The sequence below is a fragment of the Marinobacterium lacunae genome, assembly GCF_000705555.1.
Taxonomy (GTDB): Bacteria; Pseudomonadota; Gammaproteobacteria; order Pseudomonadales; family Balneatricaceae; genus Marinobacterium_D; species Marinobacterium_D lacunae.
Genome location: NZ_JMQN01000011.1, coordinates 159,957 through 182,221, shown reverse-complemented (window position 1 = coordinate 182,221; position 22,265 = coordinate 159,957). Strand labels below are relative to the sequence as shown.

Genomic DNA, 22,265 nt, shown 5'->3' with positions numbered 1-22,265 from the left:
TTCGCCGAGTGAGGCTTATGTCCGTCTGCTGGCGCAGCGCTCCAGCAGATAGATTATTGACTTGTACTCTATGCCGCTATGGTGGCTCAAGCCGATTTCGCAGGTTCTGCTGCTGGAAAAGCCCTCGGCACATTTATCTACCCGACGCTTAAGATGGCGCAGGGCACTTGCATTGAGCTCGGGTGTGCTGAACCCTTTATCGCCAGCGAATCCACAGCAGCTGATATCCTCGGGTATCACCACTTCAGATGCGCACAGCGCCGCTATTCGCTTAAGCGCATCGCTCTGGCCCAGCCGGGTTGCGCTGCAGGTGATATGCAGTGCAATCGGTTCCGCCACGGGCGTCAGCTGCAGCTTGTCCACCACGAACCTGTCGAGAAAGTCGATACTGTCATAAAGATTTATAGCAGGATCGATCTTCTCTTTGAGCCTCAGCGTACAGGGGCTTGTATCAGAATAGACCGGAATTTGTCCCCGTTCCGTGATGCGCAGCAATTCTTGGTTAAGCTCGCTGGATTTCATATCGGCTGCATCGAACATCCCCTTGGACTGGAACGGCATTCCGCAGCAGAGCGAGTCCAGCGCCAAGGGGTAGATCACCTCGAAACCCGCTTTGGTCAGCAGGGCGTGGGTGGTCTCGGCCAGAGAGCGGCTGCAGCTACTACCTCGCTGCGGGCCCATCATTCTGCTCGCACAACTGGGTAGATAGACAACCTTGGGTCGTGGATCTCCCGTCGAAGTGTCCGTCGTGATGCTCTTCGGTTGCCGTATACGAGGAGCAGCCGTCGGCATGGAGGGCGTCCATTGCTGAACGCGGTTGCCTGAGAGTTTTCGAAGCCCCTGTGTCAGGCTTTCCATATTGCGGCTGCCGAGAAGGGCGTGAGCGCTGTCTGCCAGCTTCAGGACGGTGCGGCTGGTGCTGGTAACGCCTGCGTAGTGGCGGGCAATCCAGTTGGCCGTGGAGGCGTGGCGTTTGTTGCGGTCGTGACGTATTGAGCGAGTCAGATCACCGGTATTGATGCCAACCGGGCAGGCAGTGGAGCAAAGTCCACAAGCAGCGCAGGTTTCATCGCCTTGATAGCCATAGTCTTTGCGTAGCCGACTCAAGCGCTGAGGGTCTTCCCCACTTCGTTCCAGTCGCGCAATCTCGCGCCAAGTCACGATGCGTTGCCTTGGTGTGAGTGTCAACGCACGTGATGGGCAGGTCGGCTCGCAAAAGCCGCACTCGATACAGGTGTCGACTAGCGGGTCAGCTGCCGGCATGGGCTTAAGGTTGCTGAGATGGACCTCGGCGTCACGATTAAGAATAACGCCGGGATTGAGGATCTGTTGGGGGTCAAGCAGTTGCTTGAGCTCCCACATCAGCGAGTAGGCCTCTTCTCCCCACTCCAGCTCAACATACGGGGCCATATTGCGACCGGTGCCGTGCTCTGCTTTAAGGGAACCGTCGTAATGTTCGACCACCAGCTTGGATACATCATCCATTAGATTGGCGTAACGATCGATTTCCGACTGACTATCGAATGCCTGGGTAAAAACGAAATGCAGGTTGCCTTCGAGCGCGTGGCCGAAGATCAGGGCTTCGCTGTAGCCCCAGCGTTCGAAAATCCGGTGCAGGTCGCTAACCGCATCGGCAAGCTGGGGAACGGGAACCGCGATATCTTCGATGATGACCGTGGTCCCGGTATCGCGAACTGCGCCAACGGCGGGAAACAGTCCCTTTCGAATCGCCCAGTAACGCGCACATGCGTCGGGATCTGATGTGAACTCGATGGGTTGACTGGTTGGCAGTTCCGATATCGCATCACTGATGCGGCATGATTGTTCGGTAAGTTGTTCAGCGTTTGCTGCACGCGTTTCGATCAGGAGCGCGGCGGCCTTCTCGGGTAGTTCGCGAATGAATGGAGGCATTCCCGGCTTGTTTTCGATAGAGCGCAGCCCCGCCCGGTCAATAAGCTCCACAGCATCCACCGGCTCTGACTTAACGCGAGCGACCGCTTCGCAGGCGGTATGCAACTCGTCAAAAAACACCAGTGCCGACGCCTTGTGGGGATGATCGGGGACGGTGCGATAGGTGATCTCGGAAATGAATCCGAGTGTGCCTTCCGAGCCGATCATCAGGTGCTGGAGAATGTCGATCGGGTCTTCGTAGTCTACCAGGGAGTTAAGCGCGTAGCCGGTGGTGTTCTTGAGTCGGTATTTGTGTGCGATGCGCTCTGACAAGGTGGGGTTGGCGCGTGTCAATCTAGCCAGTGCATCAAGTGCGTCGAGTAATCCCCGGTGAGTTTTACGGAAGGCTGAAACGCTCTCTGGATCGCCTGTATCGAGCAGGCAGCCATCAGCGAGTATAAGGCGCATCGAATCAAGCGTCCGGTAGCTGTTGTGGGCCGTTCCGCAGCACATGCCGCTGGCATTGTTGGCAGCGATGCCGCCGATTTTGGCGGCATTAATTGATGCGGGGTCAGGACCGATTTTGCGCTGATAGGGGGCCAGGTATCGGTTTGCCTGAGCGCCGATAATCCCGGGCTGCAGGCTAATCAGTCTGGCGTTGTCCACTATGCGATGATTGGTCCAGCCATCGCCCAGTGTCACCAGAACAGAATCGGTAATCGCTTGACCTGACAGGCTGGTGCCGGCTGCTCGGAAGGTGATCGGGACTTCATGCTCGCGAGCCGCACAGATCAGATGAGTTAGTTCCTGCTCAGATTCCACCTGTACCACCAGTTCGGGAATCAGGCGGTAAAAACTAGCGTCCGTACCATAAGCAAGTCGGCGCAATGGATCGGTTACCAACCTTTCCTTGGGAATAAACTGCTTGAGACGGGCAAAAAACTGCTGGTGCTCGGCTTTCATGCGCAGGGGTACCTTTACTTGACCGAGGTCTCCGATGCCTGTTTTTGAGGTGGCGGAGTCCGCGGTTTTTTCTATTGTTATGAGAGCGTTCACTCCAAGGGTTGAATAATTGGTAATACCAATTTACCATGCCTTGTGGCTTACTGTATTTTTTTTGATCGAGCCTTGTCAATTCGTTTGATGGCGGATGGTTTAAATTGTCTGTCCCTGAGAGTCGTCAGGTCAGATCACAGGCATGAAAATAAGCGGGTGAAAAGGTTATGGGGTATCGCAGCGTCAAGCAGCCGAAGTTGTCTGATGTGATCATGCAGCGTATCGAAGAGATGATCATGGAGGGTACATTGCGTCCGGGGCAGCGTTTGCCGCCAGAGCGAGAACTGGCGATCGAGTTTGATGTTTCGCGTCCCTCTTTGCGTGAAGCGTTGCAGAAATTGGCGGCAAAGGGGTTGTTGGTCAGTCGTCAGGGAGGCGGTACCTATGTTGCCGAGACGCTGGGTGATGGTCTGGTCGATCCGCTGCTGGACCTGTTTCGCACTCACCCCGAGGCGCAGTACGACTTGCTGGAGTTTCGTCATGCACTTGAAGGGGTGTCGGCTTACTACGCCGCATTGCGATCGACAGATGCGGATCGCAAGGTCATAAGGGCGCGGCTGGAGGATCTGGAGCGTTATCACCAGCAGAAGGCGTTCGACAAAGAGGTGTCGGCAGATGTGGAGTTTCATCTGGCTATCGCCGCGTCCACTCACAATGTGGTGCTACTACACATGATGAGAGCGCTGTTCACCTTGCTGCATCAGCATATTGGCGACAACTTGCAGAACATCTACCCGAAGGTCGATACCCGTAAGCGTATTCACGAGCAGCATCACGTGCTGATGGAAGCGATTTGTGCGGGTGAAGCCGAGCGTGCGAGGAAAGCAGCCCACGATCATCTGGTCTATGTTGAAGAGGCTTTGCTGGAGCAGGGTAAGGAAAATACCCGCGTCGAGCGTGCATTACGGCGCGCAGACCTCGCCGGCTGATGGTTTTGTACAAAAATTACAAGATGATTGTGTTGTTTAATAACAATATGGTGCGAAGGGGCTCTTTGTAGACTGATTGAAACACATTGTGTAGTATCTTTACACATAATAAGCGGCCCGCTCGATGTTGCAGTGCACCACCTCAAGCACTGTATTGGCAGGGTAGCAAAATAAGAAACGGATACACCGGACAGACCCCGGAGTAGAGCACGTTTCGCATCCAAACAAAAAAAGACGGCTACAGGAATCGGAGAAAGCACAGTGCAAGATGAGATGATTGACGATATCGATCCAATCGAAACCCGTGAATGGATGGAAGCGCTTGAGTCTGTCGCCAAAAACGACGGTAACGAGCGTGCGCGCTACCTGCTTACCCAGCTTGGCACCAAAGCGTCCGAAATTGGCGTTGGTGGTGCTGCAACTCTGAATACGCCTTACGTGAACACGATTTCGCCGCGCGACGAAGTGCGCATGCCGGGCGATCTGTTCATGGAGCGTCGCATTCGCTCGTTTATCCGCTGGAATGCGATGGCGATGGTTATGCGTGCAAACGACAACGATGAGGGTCTGGGTGGTCATATCTCCAGCTTCTCCTCTTCTGCCACCCTTTATGACATCGGTTTCAACTACTTTTTCCACGGTCCGGAAGGGGATCGTGAATCGGACATGGTGTTCTTCCAGGGGCATATTTCCCCGGGTATATACGCGCGCGCTTATCTGGAGGGTCGACTGACCGAAGATCAGCTGGATAACTTCCGTCGCGAAGTTGACGGTAATGGTCTCTCCTCCTATCCGCATCCCTGGCTGATGCCGAACTTCTGGCAGTTCCCGACCGTATCCATGGGTCTTGGGCCGATCCAGGCTATCTACCAGGCGCATGTCATGCGCTACCTGTCTGCTCGTGATCTGGTCAAGCGTGGCGATCGCAAGGTGTGGGCATTCCTCGGTGATGGCGAGTGCGATGAGCCGGAAACGCTGGGCGCCATTTCGCTGGCTGGACGTGAGCAGCTTGAGAACCTGGTATTCGTGATCAACTGTAACCTGCAGCGTCTGGATGGACCGGTTCGCGGTAACGGCAAGATCGTTCAGGAGTTGGAAGGTATCTTCCGCGGTGCCGGCTGGAACGTGATCAAGTGTCTGTGGGGTCGCCATTGGGATCCGTTATTTGAAAAGGACACCAAGGGACTGCTGGTCAAACGCATGAACGAAGTGTGCGACGGCGAACTGCAGAACTACAAAGCCAACGGCGGCGCTTACACCCGTGAGCACTTCTTCGGCAAATATCCGGAACTGGCCGAGATGGTCAAGGATATGTCCGATGACGAGATCATGAACCTGAACCGTGGTGGTCACGACCCGTACAAAGTGTATGCGGCCTACCATCAGGCGATGAATAACAAGGGTCAGCCGACCGTCATTCTGGCGCAGACCGTAAAAGGTTATGGCACCGGTCAGTCAGGTCAGGCCAAGAACGACACCCACTCGCTGAAGAAGGTAGCGATGGACGACTTGAAGTCGTTCCGTGACCGCTTCAACATCCCGCTGACCGATGATCAGCTCAAGTCTGTTCCGTACTACCGTCCGGCGCCGGATTCTCCGGAAATGAAGTACATGCTGGAACGTCGCCAGAAGCTGGGCGGCTTCTATCCTGTACGTCGTACTGAGTTCGAAAAACTGGAAACACCGGAACTGGAAGCGTTCTCCGGTCAGCTCAAATCCTCCGGTGAACGAACCCTGTCGACCCAGATGGCACTGAACCGCGTGTTGAGTACGCTGGCCAAAGACAAGAAGATGGGAAATCGTCTGGTTCCAATCGTGCCGGACGAAGCGCGTACCTTCGGTATGGAAGGTATGTTCCGTCAGCTCGGTATCTACTCCTCTGCCGGTCAGCGCTATGTGCCGCATGACTCCGATCAGATCATGTTCTACAAGGAGTCCAAGACTGGTCAGATCCTGGAAGAGGGGATCAACGAAGCGGGTGCGATGTCTGCGTGGATCGCGGCGGCGACCTCTTACGCGAACAACAACTGCACCATGGTGCCGTTCTACATCTACTACTCGATGTTCGGCTTCCAGCGCATCATGGATCTGGCGTGGGCTGCCGGTGATATGCAGGCACGTGGCTTCCTGATCGGTGCGACCTCCGGTCGTACTACCCTCAATGGTGAGGGGCTGCAGCATCAGGATGGTCACAGCCACCTGATGGCGCAGATGATTCCGAACTGTGTCAGCTACGATCCGACCTATGGCTACGAGTTGGCTGTTATCGTTCAGGACGGTCTCAAGCGGATGTATCAGAATCAGGAGAACCGGTTCTACTACATCACCACGCTGAACGAAAACTACCAGCATCCAGAAATGCCTCAGGGTGCCGAAGAGGGCATCGTTAAGGGTATGTACCTGCTGGAAGAGGGCAAGAAGGCGGATCTCAAGGTTCAGCTATTCGGTTGTGGCTCTATCCTGCGTGAAGTGCGTGAAGCAGCGACGCTGCTGCGTGACGAGTTCGGCGTTGAGGCGGATGTGTGGAGCACTACCTCGATTAACGAACTGCGCCGTGACGCTCAGGATGTGTATCGCTGGAACATGCTGCACCCGGAAGATCAGCCGCGCGAGTCTTACCTTGAGCAGGCGCTTAAAGGGCACGAAGGTCCGGTTATCGCGTCCACCGATTACATGCGTCTCTACGCCGACCAGTTGCGCGAGTATATCCCGCGTCGCTACAAGGTGTTGGGTACCGACGGTTTCGGTCGTTCCGATACGCGTACCAAACTGCGTGAGTTCTTCGAAGTTAACCGCTACTACGTCTGTGTTGCGGCGCTGAAAGCGCTGCAGGAGGAGGGCAAAATCGAGTCCTCCGTCGTTGCCAAGGCGATGCAGAAGTTCAATATCAACCCGGAAAAACCGGCCCCTTGGACCGTGTAAACCGGCACTGAACATCTGAAGGTTAACGAGAGGACAGTATTGTGAGCACTACAACTATTACAGTACCGGATATCGGCGGTTACGAAGGCGTAGACATCATCGAGATCTGCGTCAAAGTCGGCGATACCGTTGCCGAAGGCGATAGCCTGATCACCCTTGAAACCGATAAGGCCTCCATGGAGGTCCCGTCGACGGTGGCGGGTGTGGTCAAAAGTATTCTGGTCAGCGAAGGTGGTACCTGCAGCGAAGGCGATGCAATCGTCGAGCTGGAGACTGCGGGTGCTGCAGCTGAAGCCGCGCCCGCTGCCGAGCCTGCCCCCGCTGCCGAGCCTGCTCCTGCAGCGGCACCTGCACCTGCGGCAGCCCCGGCTGCCAGCAGTGTCGAACAGGTGCTGGTACCTGACTTGAGCGGCGCCAGTGACGTTGATGTCATTGAGGTGCTGGTCAAAGAGGGTGACACCATTGCAGAGGGTGATAGTCTGATCACCCTTGAGACCGATAAGGCCTCCATGGAAGTGCCTGCGCCCAAGGGTGGTGTGGTCAAGTCGATGAAGATCAAAGAGGGTGACAAGGTCAACGAAGGTGACCTGTTGCTCGAACTGGAGATCTCAGGTGGCGCTCCGGCGGCATCCGCTCCAGCTGCTGCGACTGAAGCGCCTGCTGCACCGGCACCTGCATCAGCACCTGCTGCGGCACCCGCAGCATCTGGCGGTATCGAGAAGGTGTTGGTTCCGGACCTCAGCGGTGCCAGCGATGTGGATGTTATCGAAGTGATGGTCAAGGATGGCGATACCATCTCCGAGGGCGACAGCCTGATCACACTGGAAACAGACAAAGCCTCGATGGAAGTGCCGGCGCCCAAGGGTGGCGTGGTCGTCTCGATGAAAATCAAAGAGGGCGATAAGGTCAACGAAGGTGACCTGCTGCTTGAGCTTGAGGTAGCCGGCAGTGCGCCAGCTTCCCCAGCCCCGGCTGCAGCAGCGCCTGCTCCAGCACCCACGCCTGCTGCCGCACCTGCAGCAGCTTCGGTACCGGCCAAGTCGGGTGCCGAGTTGTCCGCTGGCGATCTGGCTGCGCTGGATAAAAAGAATCGCTCTGTCTACGCAGGTCCGGCCGTGCGCGCGCTGGCGCGTGAGTTCGGCGTCGACCTGACCAAGGTAAGCGGCAGTGGGCGTAAAGGGCGTATCGTTAAAGAAGACGTGCAGAGTTTCGTCAAGAGTGCGTTGAAGCAGTTGGAACAGGGCGCTCCGGTCGCAGCGGGCGTCACAGGCGGTTCCGGTATTCCGCCTATTCCGGCTGTCGACTTCAGCAAGTTTGGCGAGATCGAGATGGTCAAGCTGAGCAAGATCGACAAGATCACCCGCGACAACATGTCGCGTTGCTGGCTGAACATTCCGCACGTAACTCAGTTCGACGAAGCGGATATCACCGAGCTGGAAGCGTTCCGTAAGGAGATGAAGGACGAAGCGGCCAAGTCCGGCGTCAAGCTGACCCCGCTGCCGTTCCTGATCAAGGCCGCCGCGATCGCGCTGAGCCGTCATCAGAAGTTCAATGCCTCCCTGCACGCCGATGGCGAGCATATTGTCTACAAAAAATATGTGAACATCGGTCTTGCCGTGGATACGCCGAACGGCCTGATGGTGCCGGTGATCAAGGATGCCGACAAGAAGAGCATCTATGAGCTGTCGAAGGAAGCGATCGAACTGGCCGGCAAGGCCAAGGATCGCAAACTGAAGCCGAACGAGATGCAGGGCGCCTGCTTCACCATCTCCAGCCTCGGCGGTATCGGCGGCACCGGCTTTACGCCGATCGTCAATGCGCCTGAAGTGGCGATCCTGGGTGTCTCCAAAGCGGATATCAAGCCGCGTTGGAATGGCAAGGAGTTCGAACCGCGTCAGATGCTGCCGTTGTGTCTGTCATACGATCACCGTGCAATTAACGGTGGCGATGCCGGTCGCTTCCTGACCGATCTGAACGCACTGCTCAGCGATATCCGCCGCTTGGTTCTGTGATCATCCGCTGAAATTGAAAAGGCTCCTTCGGGAGCCTTTTTTGCGTGTGTGTTGTTATCTGCGCGTTAGCGCTGGAAGGGGTAGATCGAGCCGAGATCAAGCAGCTGGGTCAATTCGTCCAGTGCCTGGCGTGACTCAAGAAGAAGGTTGGGGTCGGCCAGGTCGCGCTCTTCAAGGCGGTCGCGATAGTGTTTGTTTACCCAAAAAGTCAGCTGGGCGTACAGCGCGTCGCACATTAATGTTTGGGGATTGACGGCGGATTGTTCTTTTTCATTCAGTACCACGCGAAGACGTAGACACGCGGGGCCGCCGCCGTTTCGCATGCTCTGTTTCAGATCGAAGACCATCAGCTCATCTATCCCTTCGCCGTTAGCAACGAGCCGCTGTAGATAACGCCATACGGCCGGTGTTTGTCGGCACTCCTCGGGGATTACCAGCAGCGTATTGCCATTGGGCAGGCTGATCAGCTGACTGTTGAAGAGATAGGAACGGACAGCATCTTCAACGGATACAGCCTCGCTGGGAACTTCGATAAAGCGCATTTGGCCCTGCATGGCTCTAGCGAGGCTGCTTTTGATCCCTTCCTGATCGATGAATGCCTGTTGGTGGCAGAAAAGCAGATCTCGATTGCCGACAGCGATCACGTCGTTATGGAATACACCCTGATCGATTACGTCCGGGTTTTGTTGCGCAAAAATGACATGGTTGCTGCTCAGCTGGTGTTTGCGTGCGATCGCCTGTGAGGCTTCAAACGTGTGCCGGGCCGGGTATCGGGAGGGTGCAGGGCGATCGCTTTCGAAGGCGAAACGACCGAATACGAATAGCTCCACACCGCGTTCGCCATAGGTTTCGCAAAAGCGGGTATGGTTAGCGGCCCCTTCGTCCCCGAAGTGCTCTACGCCTGGCAGCGGCGCGTGGTGTCGGAAATAGTGTTCGTCGGGAAAGGTGGCGCGCAGAATGCGGGCGGTTGTCTCGTGCTCAATGGCACGATGGAATTTGTTGGTCAGGTTGGCTGGGGTGAAATGGATACGCGCGTCCAATGTATCGGCGCTGGGTGATACGGTGGCGGCGTTGGCAGTCCACATGCTGGATGCGGAGCAGCAGGCGGCCAATATCCGAGGGGCGTGCTGGGCTGCCTGAAACAGGACAGTTGCGTCCGATCCGGTAAAGCCAAGGCGGCGAAGGGTGAAAATGTCGGGTCGCTCCTGAGGGGCGAGTACGCCCTGCATCAGGCCTAGATCACTTAAGGCCTTCATCTTGTCCAGGCCTTGCAACGCGGCTTGCCGGGGGTTGGAGGCTTGTGTGCGATGGCTTTGCGAGGCGATGTTGCCGAACGACAGTCCGCTGTAATTGTGGGTCGGCCCTACGAGTCCATCGAAGTTGGCTTCTATGGCATTCATGATCTGCCCCTGTCAGGCGTGTGAAGGTGCTTGCTAAGATCGCCGTTGGCTAATCGCATGAGTATGAGTGCGCTTAGCTTTGCGCGTTCTGTCAGGCTGCTGACGATCATGTATTCGTCGCTGCTGTGAATCTTGCCGCCCTGAACGCCAAGGGTATCGATATTCGGAACGCCTGCTGCGGCCAGGTTGTTGCCGTCGCAGCAGCCACCTGTTGGCTTCCAGTCTAGATTTAGGCCGAGTTGAGCGCCGCTGTCACGTGCCAGCTCAAACAGCGCAAGGTTGGCCGTAGATAGTATCTTGGGCTTGCGGGTGAAGTTGCCGTGCAGTTCGGCCTTTATTCCGTCCCGGTCATTGATTCCGTCGATAATCTCCGTGATGCGTGTCTGGCACCAATGTTCGTCTTCCGGCTTTTCTATGCGGATATTGAAACGTGCCATGGCGATGTCGGGCACTGCATTAACAGCGCCGCCGCCGTGGATAAACCCCGGGTTTACGGTCACCCCCCTGCGCTGACCGTTCAGGTCGTCAAGTGAGGAGATGAAATCGCAGAGTGCGCGGATGGCGTTTCGCCCCAGGTGGTGCTCGCGGCCAGCGTGGGCGGCCCGTCCTTTGACGACTACGCTGAAATTGCCGCTGCCTTTACGTGCTCCCGCCAGGTTGCCGTCAGGCATGCACGGCTCATAGATCAGGCCGATGTGGCAGCGGGTTGCGGCATCGTCTATCAGCGGGGCTGATCCAGGGGATCCGATCTCTTCGTCGGGGTTAAACAGGATTTCCCATCCGATATCGTTGGCAAAGGGGCTGCGCTCGAGTGCTTCGAGCGCTTTCAGCATTACCACTAGCCCCCCCTTGAGATCGGCAACGCCTGGGCCATTTAAGGTGTCGTTATCGAGCCAGCGTACTGTCTGAAAGGGGTGGTCGGCACTGAATACGGTGTCCAGATGGCCACAAAGAAACACCTGAATGGGGGCAGTAGGGCGTTTGTATATGCGTAGGGCGTTTCCCAGAGGTTGGGTGTGGGGTATGCCTTTTTCCGTGACCGCGGTGTAGGGCGATACGGCAATGCTTTCGCTAATTCCGCCAAGGCCTTCGGCGAGAATGCGAACCCTCTGATTGACGCAGTTCACGCCCTCCGTATTGAGACTGCCGGAGTTGATCTCGGCAAGTTCAATCGTGTGTTTCAGCATGGTCTCGCGCTGGGTGTCGATCCAGGCGAGCCAAGGTGCGTATCGCGGATCCTGTATCATCGGCCGATTGCTCCGGTTGCTGGGGCTATCAGGCTAAGTATTGTTGAATCCTTTAAAAAGCGGTAGGCAGGTATAGAGGGGGCCGTGCGCCGGATAGAGCACGGCTTGCTCAAGAGCTTTTATTGGTTGTTTGGTTTCAGTGTTTCGATTGCTCGCTCCAGACGATCCATTCCCTGCTGTATATCGTCTTCCGGGATGATCAACGAGGGGGTGAAGCGCAATACGTTAGGGCCGGCGATAAGAAGCATTAGGCCCTGTTCGCGGGCAGCGGCAAGAACGTCACCGCCTCTGCCCTGCCAGCGCGGCGAAAGCTCGGCACCAAGCAGCAGGCCTTTGCCGCGAATCTGGCTAAAGCAGTGGTGCTGTGCATTGATGGCTTCGAGTCGCTCAACGATCAGATCGTGTCTTCGTTGCACACCGTCAAGCGTTTCGGGAGTGTCGACCACATCGAGTACCGCCTTGGCAACCGAGCAGCCAAGCGGGTTGCCGCCGTAAGTTGTACCGTGTGAGCCAACGCCGAAGCTGGCGCCGACCTTTTTGGTGGTCAGCATCGCACCGATGGGGAAGCCTCCCCCGAGCCCTTTGGCGCTGGTCAGAATATCGGGCGTAACGCCGAGTGATTCATACGCGTACAGCGCCCCTGATCTGCCGACACCGGTTTGGACTTCGTCGAAAATCAATAATGCCTGATGTTCATCGCAGAGCGTACGCACGGCCTTGGCAAACTCGGGGTCGGCAGGAATAACGCCACCTTCACCTTGGATCGGTTCCATCACTACTGCGCATGTGTGCTCGGATATGGCAGCGCGCAGAGCTTCGATATCGTTGAATGGAACATGGCTGATGCCAGCGGGCACCGGCTCGAAACCCTCTCGGTACTTCGCTTGGCCGCCGACTGAAACAGTAAACAGGGTGCGGCCGTGGAAGGCTTGGTGAAAAGCGATGATTTCGTGCTTGTCGCCGCTGAAATTGTCGTGGGCGTATTTGCGTGCCAGTTTAAACGCTGCTTCGTTGGCTTCTGCGCCTGAGTTGCAGAAAAACACCTGTTCGGCGAAGGTGCGACCGGTCATCTTCTTGGCTAGCTCGAGCGCGGGTTCGTTTGTGAAAACGTTGCTCAGGTGCCAGACCTTGTCGGCCTGTGTCTTCAGTGCGTTTAGCAGTGCGGGATGGCAATGGCCGAGTGCGTTGACGGCGATGCCGGCCGCGAAATCGATATATTCACGTCCCTCCTGATCCCACAGGCGTGATCCTTTGCCACGCACCGGGATGATGGCCGGTGGGTTGTAGTTGGGCACCATTACAGCGTCAAAGGTGGCGCGGTTGACGGTGTTGTCGCTCATCTAATCTCTCCTGATGTATTAAGCAGGCCTCTATTCGTCCGCGAACGGCCTGTAAATGGGGCGCAGCCAGGCGGCGTCTTTATGGCAGAGACTATAAGGCAGTTGCTTTAGGAATGGGATAGAAAAGGCGTTGCTGGCGTGCAAGATAGTGTGCCAAGGCAACTCAGGAGTTGTGCATGTGAAAGCTATAACAAGAAATGGTCGGGGTGACAGGATTTGAACCTACGACCCCTGCCTCCCGAAGACAGTGCTCTACCAGGCTGAGCTACACCCCGACGTCCGTTGCTCCAATGAGATAGGAGGCAACACTGGTATCCACTTGAGCAACTTATGTTTTGCTAGGATTGGGTGTCCAAGTCGTTCAAGTGAGCGCGAATTATAAGGACTTATCTTTTTCTGTCAATAAGATGCGCAAGATTTTATTTATTGCAGGGAGTGGGGAGGAAGTCTGAGAGTAGAGCGTGCAAAGTCTGGAAGTTGAGCGCAATGATGTGTGAAGAATAGGGAGCGGGTGAAAGATATGCAGACGCTTGGTTGATTGATCGAATCGGTTTTTACAGCCGATGTAGGAGTGGTAATCCGTTATCGGAAAAACTCCTGAAATGTAATGGTCGGGGTGACAGGATTTGAACCTACGACCCCTGCCTCCCGAAGACAGTGCTCTACCAGGCTGAGCTACACCCCGACTCAAAGTGGAATTTCCAAGAAGGATCTTCCTGTCGTTGGGCTGTGGGTAGATACCCCTGTGCCTAAACGACGGGGCGCATTATAGTGAGGCGTTTTGAGCGTGCCAATAGGGATGAGTAAAAAATATGAAATCCTGGTTGGTTGCGGTTTCAAACCGTCAAAGGTAAAGCTAGATAAAACTGAGTTGTCCTTGGAGGGCGTTATGTTGCTGGGCGTCGTGGTGCTGTTGGGGTGTCAGCTGCTCGGAGAGTTGATGGTTGTTGCGCTGGGACTTCCTGTGCCGGGGCCTGTGATCGGTATGCTGTTGCTTGCGACGGTGCTGCTGATAATCAAACGCAAGGTGCCGGATGCATTGCGTAGAGTATCCGAGAATCTTCTTGGCCACCTTGCGCTGCTTTTTGTCCCCGCGGGAGTGGGGTTAATGTCCCATTTTCATCTGCTGCAGAGGGAGTGGTTGATACTGTTGGTGACGCTGGTGGTAAGTACCGCTGTGACCCTGGCCGTTACAGCATGGGTGCTCGGCTGGCTGATGCGGAATTTGGGAGGGGGTGAGTCGTGACCGACTTTTGGGTCTATTTCTCGGCTAAACCTCTACTATGGATTGTGCTGACGGTTGCAACATATATGTTCAGTTGTTGGCTTAATAAGCGTGTGGGGAGGAGTGCGTTGTTGCATCCGGTGCTGGTCTCCATGGCAGTTTTGATCGCACTGTTGGCGTTGACCGAGACCCGTTATGAGACATATTTCTCGGGTGCTCAGTTTATCCACTTCCTATTGGGTCCTGCGACGGTAGCCTTGGCGATCCCACTGTGCGATTACTTTGATCGAATCAGGCGCTTGTGGTTGCCGATACTGGTGGCGTTGCTTGTCGGTTCAAGTGTGGCGATCGTCAGCGCGACGGGGATCGCCTGGCTGCTCGGTGCTGACTCAGGCACCATTCTCACGCTCGCGCCCAAGTCGGTTACCTCGCCTATTGCCATCGGGATTGTGGAAAAGATAGGCGGTTATCCCTCCATGGCGGCGGGTCTTGTGCTGATTACCGGCGTGCTCGGTTGTCTAATGTCGCCCTACGTCTTTCGTCTATTGAAAGTACGTGATGAAGCGGTCAAGGGGTTTTCCATGGGGTTGTCTGCTCATGGTCTGGGAACTGCCCAAGCGCTTGGAATCAGTAGCCTAGCAGGCGCCTTTGCTGGAATGGCCATGGCTGTTAACGGTGTCGTAACGGCGTTTTTGGTACCGCTTTTGCTATCACTTGCTGGTATCTGAGCTGTTGTCACCGAATTGATAAAAATGTTGCACAGCAGTAAAGTTCGCAGCTGCAAATTTTGAGCATATTTTGTACCGAGGAAGCTAAGCCGCGATGACACCGCTTGAGCGTTATAAACAGGACCTGCTTAGGGATGACTTTTCATACGACCCAACCCAGGAAATGGCGGTCGGACATCTTCAGCGACTGTATGATGATCTGGTAGCGCTCGAAAAAGCTCCGCGTCCCGGCTTTATTCAGCGTCTGGGTGGAAAGTTGCGGCGGGATAAGGCTGAGCCGGTCAAAGGGCTCTATTTCTGGGGCGGAGTTGGCCGCGGAAAGACTTATCTGATGGATACCTTCTACGACAGTCTCCCGTTTGAGCGCAAAATGCGTACGCACTTCCATCGCTTTATGCAAAGGGTGCATCAGGAGCTGCGTTTGCTTGACGGTACCAAGAACCCGTTGGTCGAGATCGGCCGCAAATATGCTGACGAAACGCGTATCATCTGTTTCGACGAATTTTTTGTCTCCGATATTACCGATGCGATGATACTTGGCGGTTTAATGGAGCAGTTGTTTGCCAATGGCGTCGCCCTTGTGGCGACCTCCAATATCGTGCCGGATGGCCTGTATAAGGATGGCCTTCAGCGAGCACGCTTCTTGCCGGCTATTGACTTGATCAAGCGCTACACGGAAGTGGTCAATGTTGACGGTGGTATCGATTACCGTCTGCGCACACTTGAACAGGCAGAACTCTATCACTGGCCGCTTGACGGTAGCGCCGATGAGAGCCTTAACAAAAGCTTTGAGGGCTTGGCGCCTGATCTGAACGAAGTGGTTGAGGGTGAAGTGCTGGAAGTGAACGGGCGGGGTATTTCGACCCGTCGTATGTGCGAAGACATCGTCTGGTTTGATTTTGATGCGCTTTGCAACGGTCCGCGATCACAGAATGACTACATTGAGCTGTCCAAGATTTTTCATGCGGTCGTGCTGAGTAATGTGCCTCAGTTGGGGCGTAGCAATGATGACGCAGCTCGCCGATTCATCAATATGGTCGACGAATTTTATGATAGCGGTGTCAAACTGATCATATCGGCGGCCGTGCCCATTCATGAGATTTACACCGAGGGCCGGCTGGAGTTCGAGATTCAGCGTACGCAGAGCCGTTTGCTGGAGATGCAGTCCCACGATTATCTCGTGCGCGAACACCGTGCTGGATAAGCTGATTTTTGATGAGCGTTATGCTGGATTTTGGTATGGCGCTTGTCTATAATTCGCGCTCCTCTGCAAGGGGTAGAGGATAGTGTACGTTGTTGCTGCAGTTTTTCCGGTTATTCCGGGGGGGGCGCAACCAATAACTATAAGGTAAGTCGGAACCGCGGCTGTCCGGGTTCGAGACTTAAGGTCAAGGTATAGAAACAATGAGCACAACTGTTAGCGCTAAGCCAGCCGAAGTAAAACGCGACTGGTACGTTGTTGACGCCGAGGGTAAAACTCTGGGTCGTCTGGCGACTGAAATCGCACGCCGTCTGCGTGGTAAGCATAAGCCGGAATACACTCCGCACGTTGATACCGGTGACTACATCGTTGTCGTCAACGCTGAGAAGGTCAACGTGACCGGCAACAAGCGTAATGCCAAAATGTACTACCGTCACTCCGGTTTCCCGGGTGGCCTGAAGGAAGCCAACTTCAACAAGATGGTTCAGACCTTCCCTGAGCGCACCATCGAGCTCGCCGTTAAAGGCATGCTGCCGAAGGGTCCGCTGGGTCGCGCCATGTACACCAAGTTGAAAGTGTACGCTGGTGCCGAACACCCGCATCAGGCTCAGCAGCCGAAAGAACTGGATATCTAAGGGGAAGGCGAAAAATGGCTACTACTCAGTATTACGGCACTGGCCGTCGCAAAACGTCTACCGCGCGCGTCTTCCTGCGCCCGGGTACAGGCAAAATCACTATCAATCAGCGTTCCATCGAAGAGTACTTCGGTCGCGAAACTGCGCGCATGATCGTCATGCAGCCGCTGGAGCTGACTGAAACCAAAGAGAAGTTCGATGTGTACGTGACTGTCGCTGGTGGCGGCGGTTTCGGTCAGGCGGGTGCAATCCGTCACGGCATCACTCGTGCTCTGATGGAATACGACGAGACTCTGCGTCCGTCTCTGCGCAAGGCTGGTTACGTTACTCGCGATGCTCGTGAGGTTGAACGTAAGAAAGTCGGTCTGCGTAAAGCACGTAAGCGTCCGCAGTTCTCCAAGCGTTAATCTTTCTCTGCGGCTTTATTGCCGCAGCGCAAAAGATTGTGCGAAAGAAAGCCTGCAGCCCTTGTGGTTGCAGGCTTTTTTGTGTTCTGGCGCTGCCGGTTAAGCGGTTGATAATTGGTCGTGTAAGGGGATTTTACCTTGTATCTATGGGGTAATTTCTTTAAGATTTCCGCCATTTGAAAAATCCGGTTTCGTGGTTTTCATGACTGAAAGGACGTGCTGTCTTTTGTGTGTGTGTGCGAAAGCGGTTCGTCGATTGAGGGGAGATGAAGTTAATGAGCAATGACGGCGTGAATAAGGGTCGGCGCCGGCTTCTAATAGGCGCTACGTCTGCCGTTGGGGCAGTAGGCGCTGTAGGAGCAGCTGTCCCATTCGTGGCTTCCTGGAATCCGAGTGCCAAGGCTAAGGCTGCTGGCGCACCTGCAAAGGCGGATATCAGTAAGCTGGAACTCGGGCAGCAGATGATCGCTGAGTGGCGTGGTAAGCCGGTTTGGATTGTGCGTCGTGGTCCCGAGGCGCTTGCCAACCTGGAGAAGCTCAACGATAAGCTGGCTGATCCCAACTCTGAGAAGCCGGAGCAGCCGGATTACATTCCGCACACCCCGGCTCGGTCTCTGCGTCCCGAGTATGCGGTAATGGTTGGTATCTGTACTCACCTGGGCTGCTCTCCGTCTTATCGCCCGGAAGTGGCGCCGGAAGATCTGGGTCCTGAGTGGCTGGGTGGTTTCCACTGTCCGTGTCACGGCTCCAAGTTCGATCTTTCAGGTCGTGTTTACAAGGGCGTTCCCGCCCCGACAAACTTGGTGATTCCGCCGCACAAGTACGAAGACGATAACACCCTTGTTATTGGTGTCGATCAGGAGGCTGTGTAATGGCTGGCTATCGCAATAAAGGAAATCCCGGCTTCATGGGCTGGATCGACGACCGCTTCCCCGCGACAGCAATGTGGGAAGATCATCTCTCCAAATACTATGCACCGAAGAACTTCAACTTCTGGTATTTCTTCGGTTCTCTGGCTCTGCTGGTGTTGGTTAACCAGATCCTGACTGGCATCTGGCTGACTATGAGCTACAACCCGAGTGCTGAAGGTGCATTCGCCTCTGTTGAATACATCATGCGTGATGTTGAGTACGGCTGGATTCTTCGCTACCTGCATTCCACCGGCGCATCTGCGTTCTTCGTTGTTGTCTATCTGCATATGTTCCGCGGCATGATGTACGGTTCTTACCGTAACCCGCGTGAGCTGGTGTGGATCTTCGGTATGACAATTTATCTGGCGCTGATGGCAGAGGCCTTCATGGGCTACCTGCTGCCTTGGGGGCAGATGTCTTACTGGGGTGCGCAGGTAATTGTATCCCTGTTTGGTGCTATTCCGGCTATCGGTCCTGACCTGCAGCAGTGGATTCGTGGTGACTACCTGATCTCCGGCATTACCCTGAACCGCTTCTTTGCTCTGCACGTTATCGCACTGCCGATCGTACTGCTGGCGCTGGTCGTGCTGCACATTATTGCCCTGCACGAAGTGGGCTCCAACAACCCGGATGGCGTCGAAATCAAAGAGAAGAAGGATGAGAATGGCGTACCGCTGGACGGTATTCCTTTCCACCCGTACTACACCGTTAAAGATATTGTCGGTGTCGTCGTCTTCCTGTTTGTATTCTGTACCGTTGTGTTCTTTTTCCCGGAAGGTGGTGGTTACTTCCTCGAGAAGCCTAACTTCGAGCCTGCAAACGCGCTTAAGACGCCTGCACATATTGCGCCGGTATGGTACTTCACACCTTTCTACGCAATGCTGCGTGCGGTTACCTACCCGCTGTTCGGTGTTGATGCGAAGTTCTGGGGTGTTGTGGTGATGGGTGCGGCGATCGCGATCCTGTTCGTACTGCCCTGGCTGGATCGTAGTCCGGTTAAGTCCATCCGTTACAAGGGTCTGCTGAGCAAGCTGTGGCTGCTTATCTTTGCGGTCAGCTTCGTGATCCTGGGTGTACTGGGTGCGATCCCTGCTACCGAAGGTCGTACCACTGTGGCTCAGATCTGTACCGTCCTCTATTTCGCGTTCTTTATTCTGATGCCGTTCTACACACGGATGGAAAGGACTAAACCGGTTCCGGAGAGGGTTACAGGCTAATGAAAAAGTATCTTGTCGCTTTGATGATGGCGCTGGCGCCGTTGACTGCCGGTGCAGCGGGCAGCTCTGTACCGCTTGATTCGATGCAGGTCGATCTGGAAAACACGGCATCGCTGCAGCGTGGTATGGCGGCTTTCGTCAACCGCTGCATGGGGTGCCATACCGCGCAGTATCAGCGCTTCGAGCGTGCTGCCAATGATCTTGGTATTCCGAACGAGCTGGTTGAACAGTACTTGATCTTCGATCAGAACAAGAAGATCGGTGAGCACATGACCAATGCCATGCCAGCGGAGAGTTCCAAGGTATGGTTTGGTAACCCGCCGCCTGACTTGACGCTTGAATCACGCCTGCGTGGACCGGACTGGGTTTACACCTACCTGCGTAGCTTCTACAAGGATGAAGCGCGTCCTTGGGGTGTGAATAACGTGGTGTTCCCGGACGTCGGCATGCCCAACGTGCTTGAAGATTTGCAGGGTGTAGTGGTAAATCACTGTACACCGGAGGAGATGCATAGCGAGCATGGCAAAATCGATCCTCTGACTGGTCAGGAGATGGGTGGTTGCATGTCCGTCGAACCGAAGAGTGGTTCGATGAGCGAAGAGGAATTTGATCAGTACGTTTACGATCTGGTTAACTTCATGGCGTACATGGCAGAGCCCTCGAAGATGGTCTCTGGTAAGATTGGTACCTATGTTCTGATCTTCCTGGTGATTCTCTTCGTCTTCGCCTTCGCGCTGAAGAAAGAGTACTGGAAAGACATTCACTAACCACTCAGGTGTGTGTGAATGCTAAAACTACGCGGTTCGTAAGGGCCGCGTAGATTTTTTGTTTCTGCATCTGACTTTTTATGGGGATTTGTAAATGGGAGTTGTGGCTAAACGTTCTTCCATGACCTTTTATTCGAATGGTGATGACCATTACAGCCATCGTGTTCGTATCGTGTTGGCGGAGAAAGGTGTGGCAGTCGATATTGTTGACTGCAAGGAGAGCGAACTGCCGGAGGATGTGGCGGCGCTTAATCCTTACAACAGTTTGCCGACCCTGCTGGATCGTGAGCTCGTACTGTATGAACCGAATGTGATGATGGAGTACCTTGACGAGCGATTCCCGCATCCGCCTCTGCTTCCGGTATACCCCGTTGCACGCGCAGAAAGTCGATTGTTCATGCATCGTATCCAACGCGACTGGTGTGCTCAGGCTGATGTGATTCTCGGTGGCAAGGCGTCTGCCGAGCAGATCGAAAGCGCGCGTAAAGACCTGCGTGACAGTCTGGTGGCGGTGTCTCCAATCTTTACCGAGAAGCCGTTCTTCATGAGCGAAGAGTTCAGCTTGGTGGACTGCTGCATCGCACCGTTGCTGTGGCGTTTGCCGGTAATGGGTATCGAGTTGCCGGAAGCGCAATGTAAGCCGCTGGTCGGTTACATGAAGCGCTTGTTCGAGCGGGAGTCTTTCCAGGAAAGCCTTTCCGAAGCGGAACGAGAGATGCGCGACTGATCGCTTGGCGGTCAGAGTGCTCAAGGGATGAAGCGTCAGCTTCGTCCCTTTTTTATTAGGAGGTTTTGGTTATGTCTGTAACGCCCAGTCGCCCCTATCTGTTGCGCGCCCTTTACCAGTGGGTGAGCGACAACAATTTTACCCCGCATATTGTCGTTGATGCCGGCGTAAAAGGGGTGAGTGTTCCGCAAGAGTATGTTCAGGATGGCCAGATTACCCTGAATATTGCCATGGGGGCTGTACGTGACCTGCTGATAGACGACTCGGGAGTGAGCTTCAACGCGCGCTTCGGTGGGGTTCCGATGAACGTGTTCGTGCCAATTGCAGCAGTGCTGGCTATCTACGCACGTGAAAATGGTATGGGTATGGGGTTTGGGATGGAGCCGGGGGCGGATCTGTTGCTGGTGGATAACACTGAGCCACCCGAACCGCCAGAGCCAAGTCCGACGGGCGGGCGTCCCTCACTTCGAGTTGTGAAATAGCTCAGTCGATATACTCGAATACTTTAACGATCTTGCGCACGCCGGCTACGCTGCGCACGATCGCAACCGCGGTTTCGGCTTCACTGCGTTTTACCAATCCCATCATGTATACCACGCCATTTTCGGTGACAACCTTGATACGGCTGCCTGATACGTTCTTGTCGGCCAGAAGCTGAAGTTTTACGCGGCTGGTTAGATAGACGTCGTTGGTCCGCACAATGGTTGATGTCGGGCCTGCGACTTCAAGCTCGTTATGTATCTTGCGGACTTCGCGGGTGGCGCTGGTTATCCGTTCCGCTTCCTGTCGGATGCTGTCGTTGGGAACTTGTCCGGTCAGTAGAACCTGGCCATTGAAGCTGGTGACGTTGACGTGGGATTGTGCCAGTGCCGTTGAGCCTTTGCTGATGTTGACCAAAACCTTGGTCTCGATCATCTCATCTTCGACATAGTTGCCAAACGTACGGCTGCCGCGGTCTTCCTGGATAGGTTCTTCTCGTGTAGCGCTGACCAGACTTGCACAACCATTCAGCAGGCTGGCGGAGAGTACCAGTGCAGCGGGTAGGGCTATTTTTTTCACGTTCAGGCTCCAAACAGTTGGTAGTCGATCAAGTCGCACAGGCAATGCAGTACCAGCAGCTGGGCGTCGTACACCAATGCTTCATCGTCGCTAGGTACGCAGATTTCGATCTCATCACGGGCCAGTAGGGCTGTCATGTTGCCGCCATCGCCTCCGGTGAGCGCGATCACTTGCATCTCGCGGTCGTGGGCAGCCTGTATCGCCTGAACCAGACTCGTGCCCCGGCCATCTGGTGAGATGGCCAGCAGGATGTCGCCCGGTTGGCCCAGTGCGCGAATCTGCTTGGCATACACTTCGGCAAAACTGCTGTCCTCGGTGATGGCGCTCATGGCTGCGCTGTCGGCATTCAGGGCAAGCGCAGGCAGGCCAGGACGTTCATGCCTGAACCGGCTCAGCAGTAGCGCTGTAAAATGCTGTGACAGGGCGCCGGCACCGCCGTTGCCTACGCACAGGATCTTGCTTTCATTGACCAGGCAATGCAGCAGTAGTTCACCGGCCTCAGCGATCAGCGGCGTGTAGTGCTCGATGGTCTGAGCGTTGATCTCCATCGAGTTGTGAAACTGGCTGACAATTCGGTCTTCAAGTTCCATTA

At 55.2% G+C, this 22,265-nt stretch carries 20 protein-coding genes and 2 tRNA genes; 13 read left to right on the top strand and 9 right to left on the bottom strand.

All coding sequences use genetic code 11. The annotated features are described in order from the left end of the window. Window positions 1-15: 15 nt before the first annotated feature. Window positions 16-2,853: an FAD-binding and (Fe-S)-binding domain-containing protein gene (locus tag ADIMK_RS01935; RefSeq protein ID WP_036182875.1), complete on the bottom strand. Its 2,838-nt coding sequence runs from the start codon at window positions 2,851-2,853 to the stop codon at window positions 16-18. 260 nt (window positions 2,854-3,113) lie between these two features. Between ADIMK_RS01935 and pdhR the strand changes: the two genes are divergently transcribed. The 3 genes from pdhR to aceF all read left to right on the top strand — a co-directional run bounded on the left by pdhR (window position 3,114) and on the right by aceF (window position 8,809). Continuing rightward, on the top strand, window positions 3,114-3,875 hold the full coding sequence (pdhR, locus tag ADIMK_RS01930) for a pyruvate dehydrogenase complex transcriptional repressor PdhR (protein ID WP_036182873.1): 762 nt from the start codon (window positions 3,114-3,116) through the stop codon (window positions 3,873-3,875). A 273-nt stretch (window positions 3,876-4,148) separates the two neighbouring features. Further along, complete coding sequence (gene aceE, locus ADIMK_RS01925) at window positions 4,149-6,797, top strand: pyruvate dehydrogenase (acetyl-transferring), homodimeric type (protein WP_036183216.1); 2,649 nt, start codon at window positions 4,149-4,151, stop codon at window positions 6,795-6,797. 41 nt (window positions 6,798-6,838) lie between these two features. Further along, on the top strand, window positions 6,839-8,809 hold the full coding sequence (gene aceF / locus ADIMK_RS01920) for a dihydrolipoyllysine-residue acetyltransferase (protein ID WP_036182871.1): 1,971 nt from the start codon (window positions 6,839-6,841) through the stop codon (window positions 8,807-8,809). A gap of 65 nt (window positions 8,810-8,874) precedes the next feature. Here the strand turns inward: aceF and astB are convergent, their stop codons facing one another. The 5 genes from astB to ADIMK_RS01895 all read right to left on the bottom strand — a co-directional run bounded on the left by astB (window position 8,875) and on the right by ADIMK_RS01895 (window position 13,481). Beyond that, on the bottom strand, window positions 8,875-10,209 hold the full coding sequence (astB, locus tag ADIMK_RS01915; protein ID WP_036182869.1) for an N-succinylarginine dihydrolase: 1,335 nt from the start codon (window positions 10,207-10,209) through the stop codon (window positions 8,875-8,877). Next, window positions 10,206-11,456, bottom strand: a complete 1,251-nt coding sequence (locus ADIMK_RS01910) for a hydrolase (protein WP_036182867.1) — start codon at window positions 11,454-11,456, stop codon at window positions 10,206-10,208. Before ADIMK_RS01910 ends, astB begins: the two co-directional genes overlap by 4 nt. Before the next feature lie 119 nt (window positions 11,457-11,575). After that, the gene (locus tag ADIMK_RS01905) at window positions 11,576-12,796 is read right to left on the bottom strand and encodes an aspartate aminotransferase family protein (protein WP_036182865.1); all 1,221 of its coding nucleotides are present in this window, start codon (window positions 12,794-12,796) and stop codon (window positions 11,576-11,578) included. 198 nt (window positions 12,797-12,994) lie between these two features. Continuing rightward, window positions 12,995-13,071 (bottom strand) — tRNA-Pro (locus tag ADIMK_RS01900). Window positions 13,072-13,404: 333 nt separating this feature from the next. Next, window positions 13,405-13,481 (bottom strand) — tRNA-Pro (locus ADIMK_RS01895). Window positions 13,482-13,685: 204 nt separating this feature from the next. Between ADIMK_RS01895 and ADIMK_RS01890 the strand changes: the two genes are divergently transcribed. From ADIMK_RS01890 to rpsI, 5 genes are all read left to right on the top strand, one after another. Next, window positions 13,686-14,042, top strand: a complete 357-nt coding sequence (locus ADIMK_RS01890) for a CidA/LrgA family protein (RefSeq protein WP_036182863.1) — start codon at window positions 13,686-13,688, stop codon at window positions 14,040-14,042. Then, window positions 14,039-14,749 (top strand): LrgB family protein, encoded by a 711-nt coding sequence (locus ADIMK_RS01885; protein ID WP_036182861.1) that lies wholly within the window; start codon window positions 14,039-14,041, stop codon window positions 14,747-14,749. Before ADIMK_RS01890 ends, ADIMK_RS01885 begins: the two co-directional genes overlap by 4 nt. Window positions 14,750-14,843: 94 nt before the next feature. After that, a complete protein-coding gene (zapE, locus tag ADIMK_RS01880; RefSeq protein ID WP_036182859.1) occupies window positions 14,844-15,953 on the top strand; it encodes a cell division protein ZapE in 1,110 nt (369 codons plus the stop codon). A gap of 200 nt (window positions 15,954-16,153) precedes the next feature. Further along, window positions 16,154-16,585 carry a 50S ribosomal protein L13 gene (gene rplM, locus ADIMK_RS01875; protein ID WP_036182857.1) on the top strand — a complete coding sequence of 144 codons (432 nt, stop codon included), beginning with the start codon at window positions 16,154-16,156 and terminating at the stop codon, window positions 16,583-16,585. A gap of 14 nt (window positions 16,586-16,599) precedes the next feature. Then, on the top strand, window positions 16,600-16,992 hold the full coding sequence (rpsI, locus tag ADIMK_RS01870) for a 30S ribosomal protein S9 (protein WP_036182855.1): 393 nt from the start codon (window positions 16,600-16,602) through the stop codon (window positions 16,990-16,992). On the opposite strand, the gene ADIMK_RS21895 is transcribed toward rpsI, so the two are convergent. Beyond that, a complete protein-coding gene (locus ADIMK_RS21895) occupies window positions 16,989-17,168 on the bottom strand; it encodes a hypothetical protein (RefSeq protein ID WP_156042746.1) in 180 nt (59 codons plus the stop codon). The genes rpsI and ADIMK_RS21895 overlap by 4 nt on opposite strands. A gap of 99 nt (window positions 17,169-17,267) precedes the next feature. On the opposite strand from ADIMK_RS21895, the gene petA reads away from it, so the two are divergent. The 5 genes from petA (at window position 17,268) to ADIMK_RS01845 (ending at window position 21,096) form a co-directional block, all read left to right on the top strand. Then, the gene (petA, locus tag ADIMK_RS01865; protein WP_036182853.1) at window positions 17,268-17,864 is read left to right on the top strand and encodes a ubiquinol-cytochrome c reductase iron-sulfur subunit; all 597 of its coding nucleotides are present in this window, start codon (window positions 17,268-17,270) and stop codon (window positions 17,862-17,864) included. Further along, window positions 17,864-19,120, top strand: a complete 1,257-nt coding sequence (locus ADIMK_RS01860; protein ID WP_036182851.1) for a cytochrome b — start codon at window positions 17,864-17,866, stop codon at window positions 19,118-19,120. The genes petA and ADIMK_RS01860 overlap by 1 nt, the downstream gene beginning before the upstream one ends. Next, window positions 19,120-19,887: a cytochrome c1 gene (locus ADIMK_RS01855; protein WP_036182849.1), complete on the top strand. Its 768-nt coding sequence runs from the start codon at window positions 19,120-19,122 to the stop codon at window positions 19,885-19,887. The genes ADIMK_RS01860 and ADIMK_RS01855 overlap by 1 nt, the downstream gene beginning before the upstream one ends. Window positions 19,888-19,981: 94 nt before the next feature. Continuing rightward, entirely contained in the window at window positions 19,982-20,614 is a 633-nt protein-coding gene (locus tag ADIMK_RS01850) for a glutathione S-transferase N-terminal domain-containing protein (RefSeq protein ID WP_036182847.1), read from the top strand. Window positions 20,615-20,685: 71 nt separating this feature from the next. Beyond that, entirely contained in the window at window positions 20,686-21,096 is a 411-nt protein-coding gene (locus ADIMK_RS01845) for a ClpXP protease specificity-enhancing factor (RefSeq protein ID WP_036182845.1), read from the top strand. A gap of 1 nt (window position 21,097) precedes the next feature. On the opposite strand, the gene ADIMK_RS01840 is transcribed toward ADIMK_RS01845, so the two are convergent. Continuing rightward, window positions 21,098-21,673: a BON domain-containing protein gene (locus tag ADIMK_RS01840; RefSeq protein WP_036182843.1), complete on the bottom strand. Its 576-nt coding sequence runs from the start codon at window positions 21,671-21,673 to the stop codon at window positions 21,098-21,100. Window positions 21,674-21,675: 2 nt separating this feature from the next. Further along, window positions 21,676-22,263: an SIS domain-containing protein gene (locus ADIMK_RS01835; RefSeq protein WP_036182841.1), complete on the bottom strand. Its 588-nt coding sequence runs from the start codon at window positions 22,261-22,263 to the stop codon at window positions 21,676-21,678. Window positions 22,264-22,265: the final 2 nt, after the last annotated feature.

What these genes read in the sequence shown, in the direction of transcription:
- pdhR (WP_036182873.1), top strand. Translation starts at nt 3,114, where the DNA reads ATGGGGTATCGCAGCGTCAAGCAGCCGAAGTTGTCTGATGTGATCATG.
- ADIMK_RS21895 (WP_156042746.1), bottom strand. Translation starts at nt 17,168, where the DNA reads ATGGCGGAAATCTTAAAGAAATTACCCCATAGATACAAGGTAAAATCC.
- rplM (WP_036182857.1), top strand. Translation starts at nt 16,154, where the DNA reads ATGAGCACAACTGTTAGCGCTAAGCCAGCCGAAGTAAAACGCGACTGG.
- ADIMK_RS01835 (WP_036182841.1), bottom strand. Translation starts at nt 22,263, where the DNA reads ATGGAACTTGAAGACCGAATTGTCAGCCAGTTTCACAACTCGATGGAG.
- ADIMK_RS01935 (WP_036182875.1), bottom strand. Translation starts at nt 2,853, where the DNA reads ATGAAAGCCGAGCACCAGCAGTTTTTTGCCCGTCTCAAGCAGTTTATT.
- ADIMK_RS01850 (WP_036182847.1), top strand. Translation starts at nt 19,982, where the DNA reads ATGGGAGTTGTGGCTAAACGTTCTTCCATGACCTTTTATTCGAATGGT.
- ADIMK_RS01845 (WP_036182845.1), top strand. Translation starts at nt 20,686, where the DNA reads ATGTCTGTAACGCCCAGTCGCCCCTATCTGTTGCGCGCCCTTTACCAG.
- ADIMK_RS01890 (WP_036182863.1), top strand. Translation starts at nt 13,686, where the DNA reads ATGTTGCTGGGCGTCGTGGTGCTGTTGGGGTGTCAGCTGCTCGGAGAG.
- ADIMK_RS01905 (WP_036182865.1), bottom strand. Translation starts at nt 12,796, where the DNA reads ATGAGCGACAACACCGTCAACCGCGCCACCTTTGACGCTGTAATGGTG.
- aceE (WP_036183216.1), top strand. Translation starts at nt 4,149, where the DNA reads ATGATTGACGATATCGATCCAATCGAAACCCGTGAATGGATGGAAGCG.
- petA (WP_036182853.1), top strand. Translation starts at nt 17,268, where the DNA reads ATGAGCAATGACGGCGTGAATAAGGGTCGGCGCCGGCTTCTAATAGGC.
- ADIMK_RS01855 (WP_036182849.1), top strand. Translation starts at nt 19,120, where the DNA reads ATGAAAAAGTATCTTGTCGCTTTGATGATGGCGCTGGCGCCGTTGACT.
- zapE (WP_036182859.1), top strand. Translation starts at nt 14,844, where the DNA reads ATGACACCGCTTGAGCGTTATAAACAGGACCTGCTTAGGGATGACTTT.
- astB (WP_036182869.1), bottom strand. Translation starts at nt 10,209, where the DNA reads ATGAATGCCATAGAAGCCAACTTCGATGGACTCGTAGGGCCGACCCAC.
- ADIMK_RS01910 (WP_036182867.1), bottom strand. Translation starts at nt 11,456, where the DNA reads ATGATACAGGATCCGCGATACGCACCTTGGCTCGCCTGGATCGACACC.
- rpsI (WP_036182855.1), top strand. Translation starts at nt 16,600, where the DNA reads ATGGCTACTACTCAGTATTACGGCACTGGCCGTCGCAAAACGTCTACC.
- ADIMK_RS01860 (WP_036182851.1), top strand. Translation starts at nt 17,864, where the DNA reads ATGGCTGGCTATCGCAATAAAGGAAATCCCGGCTTCATGGGCTGGATC.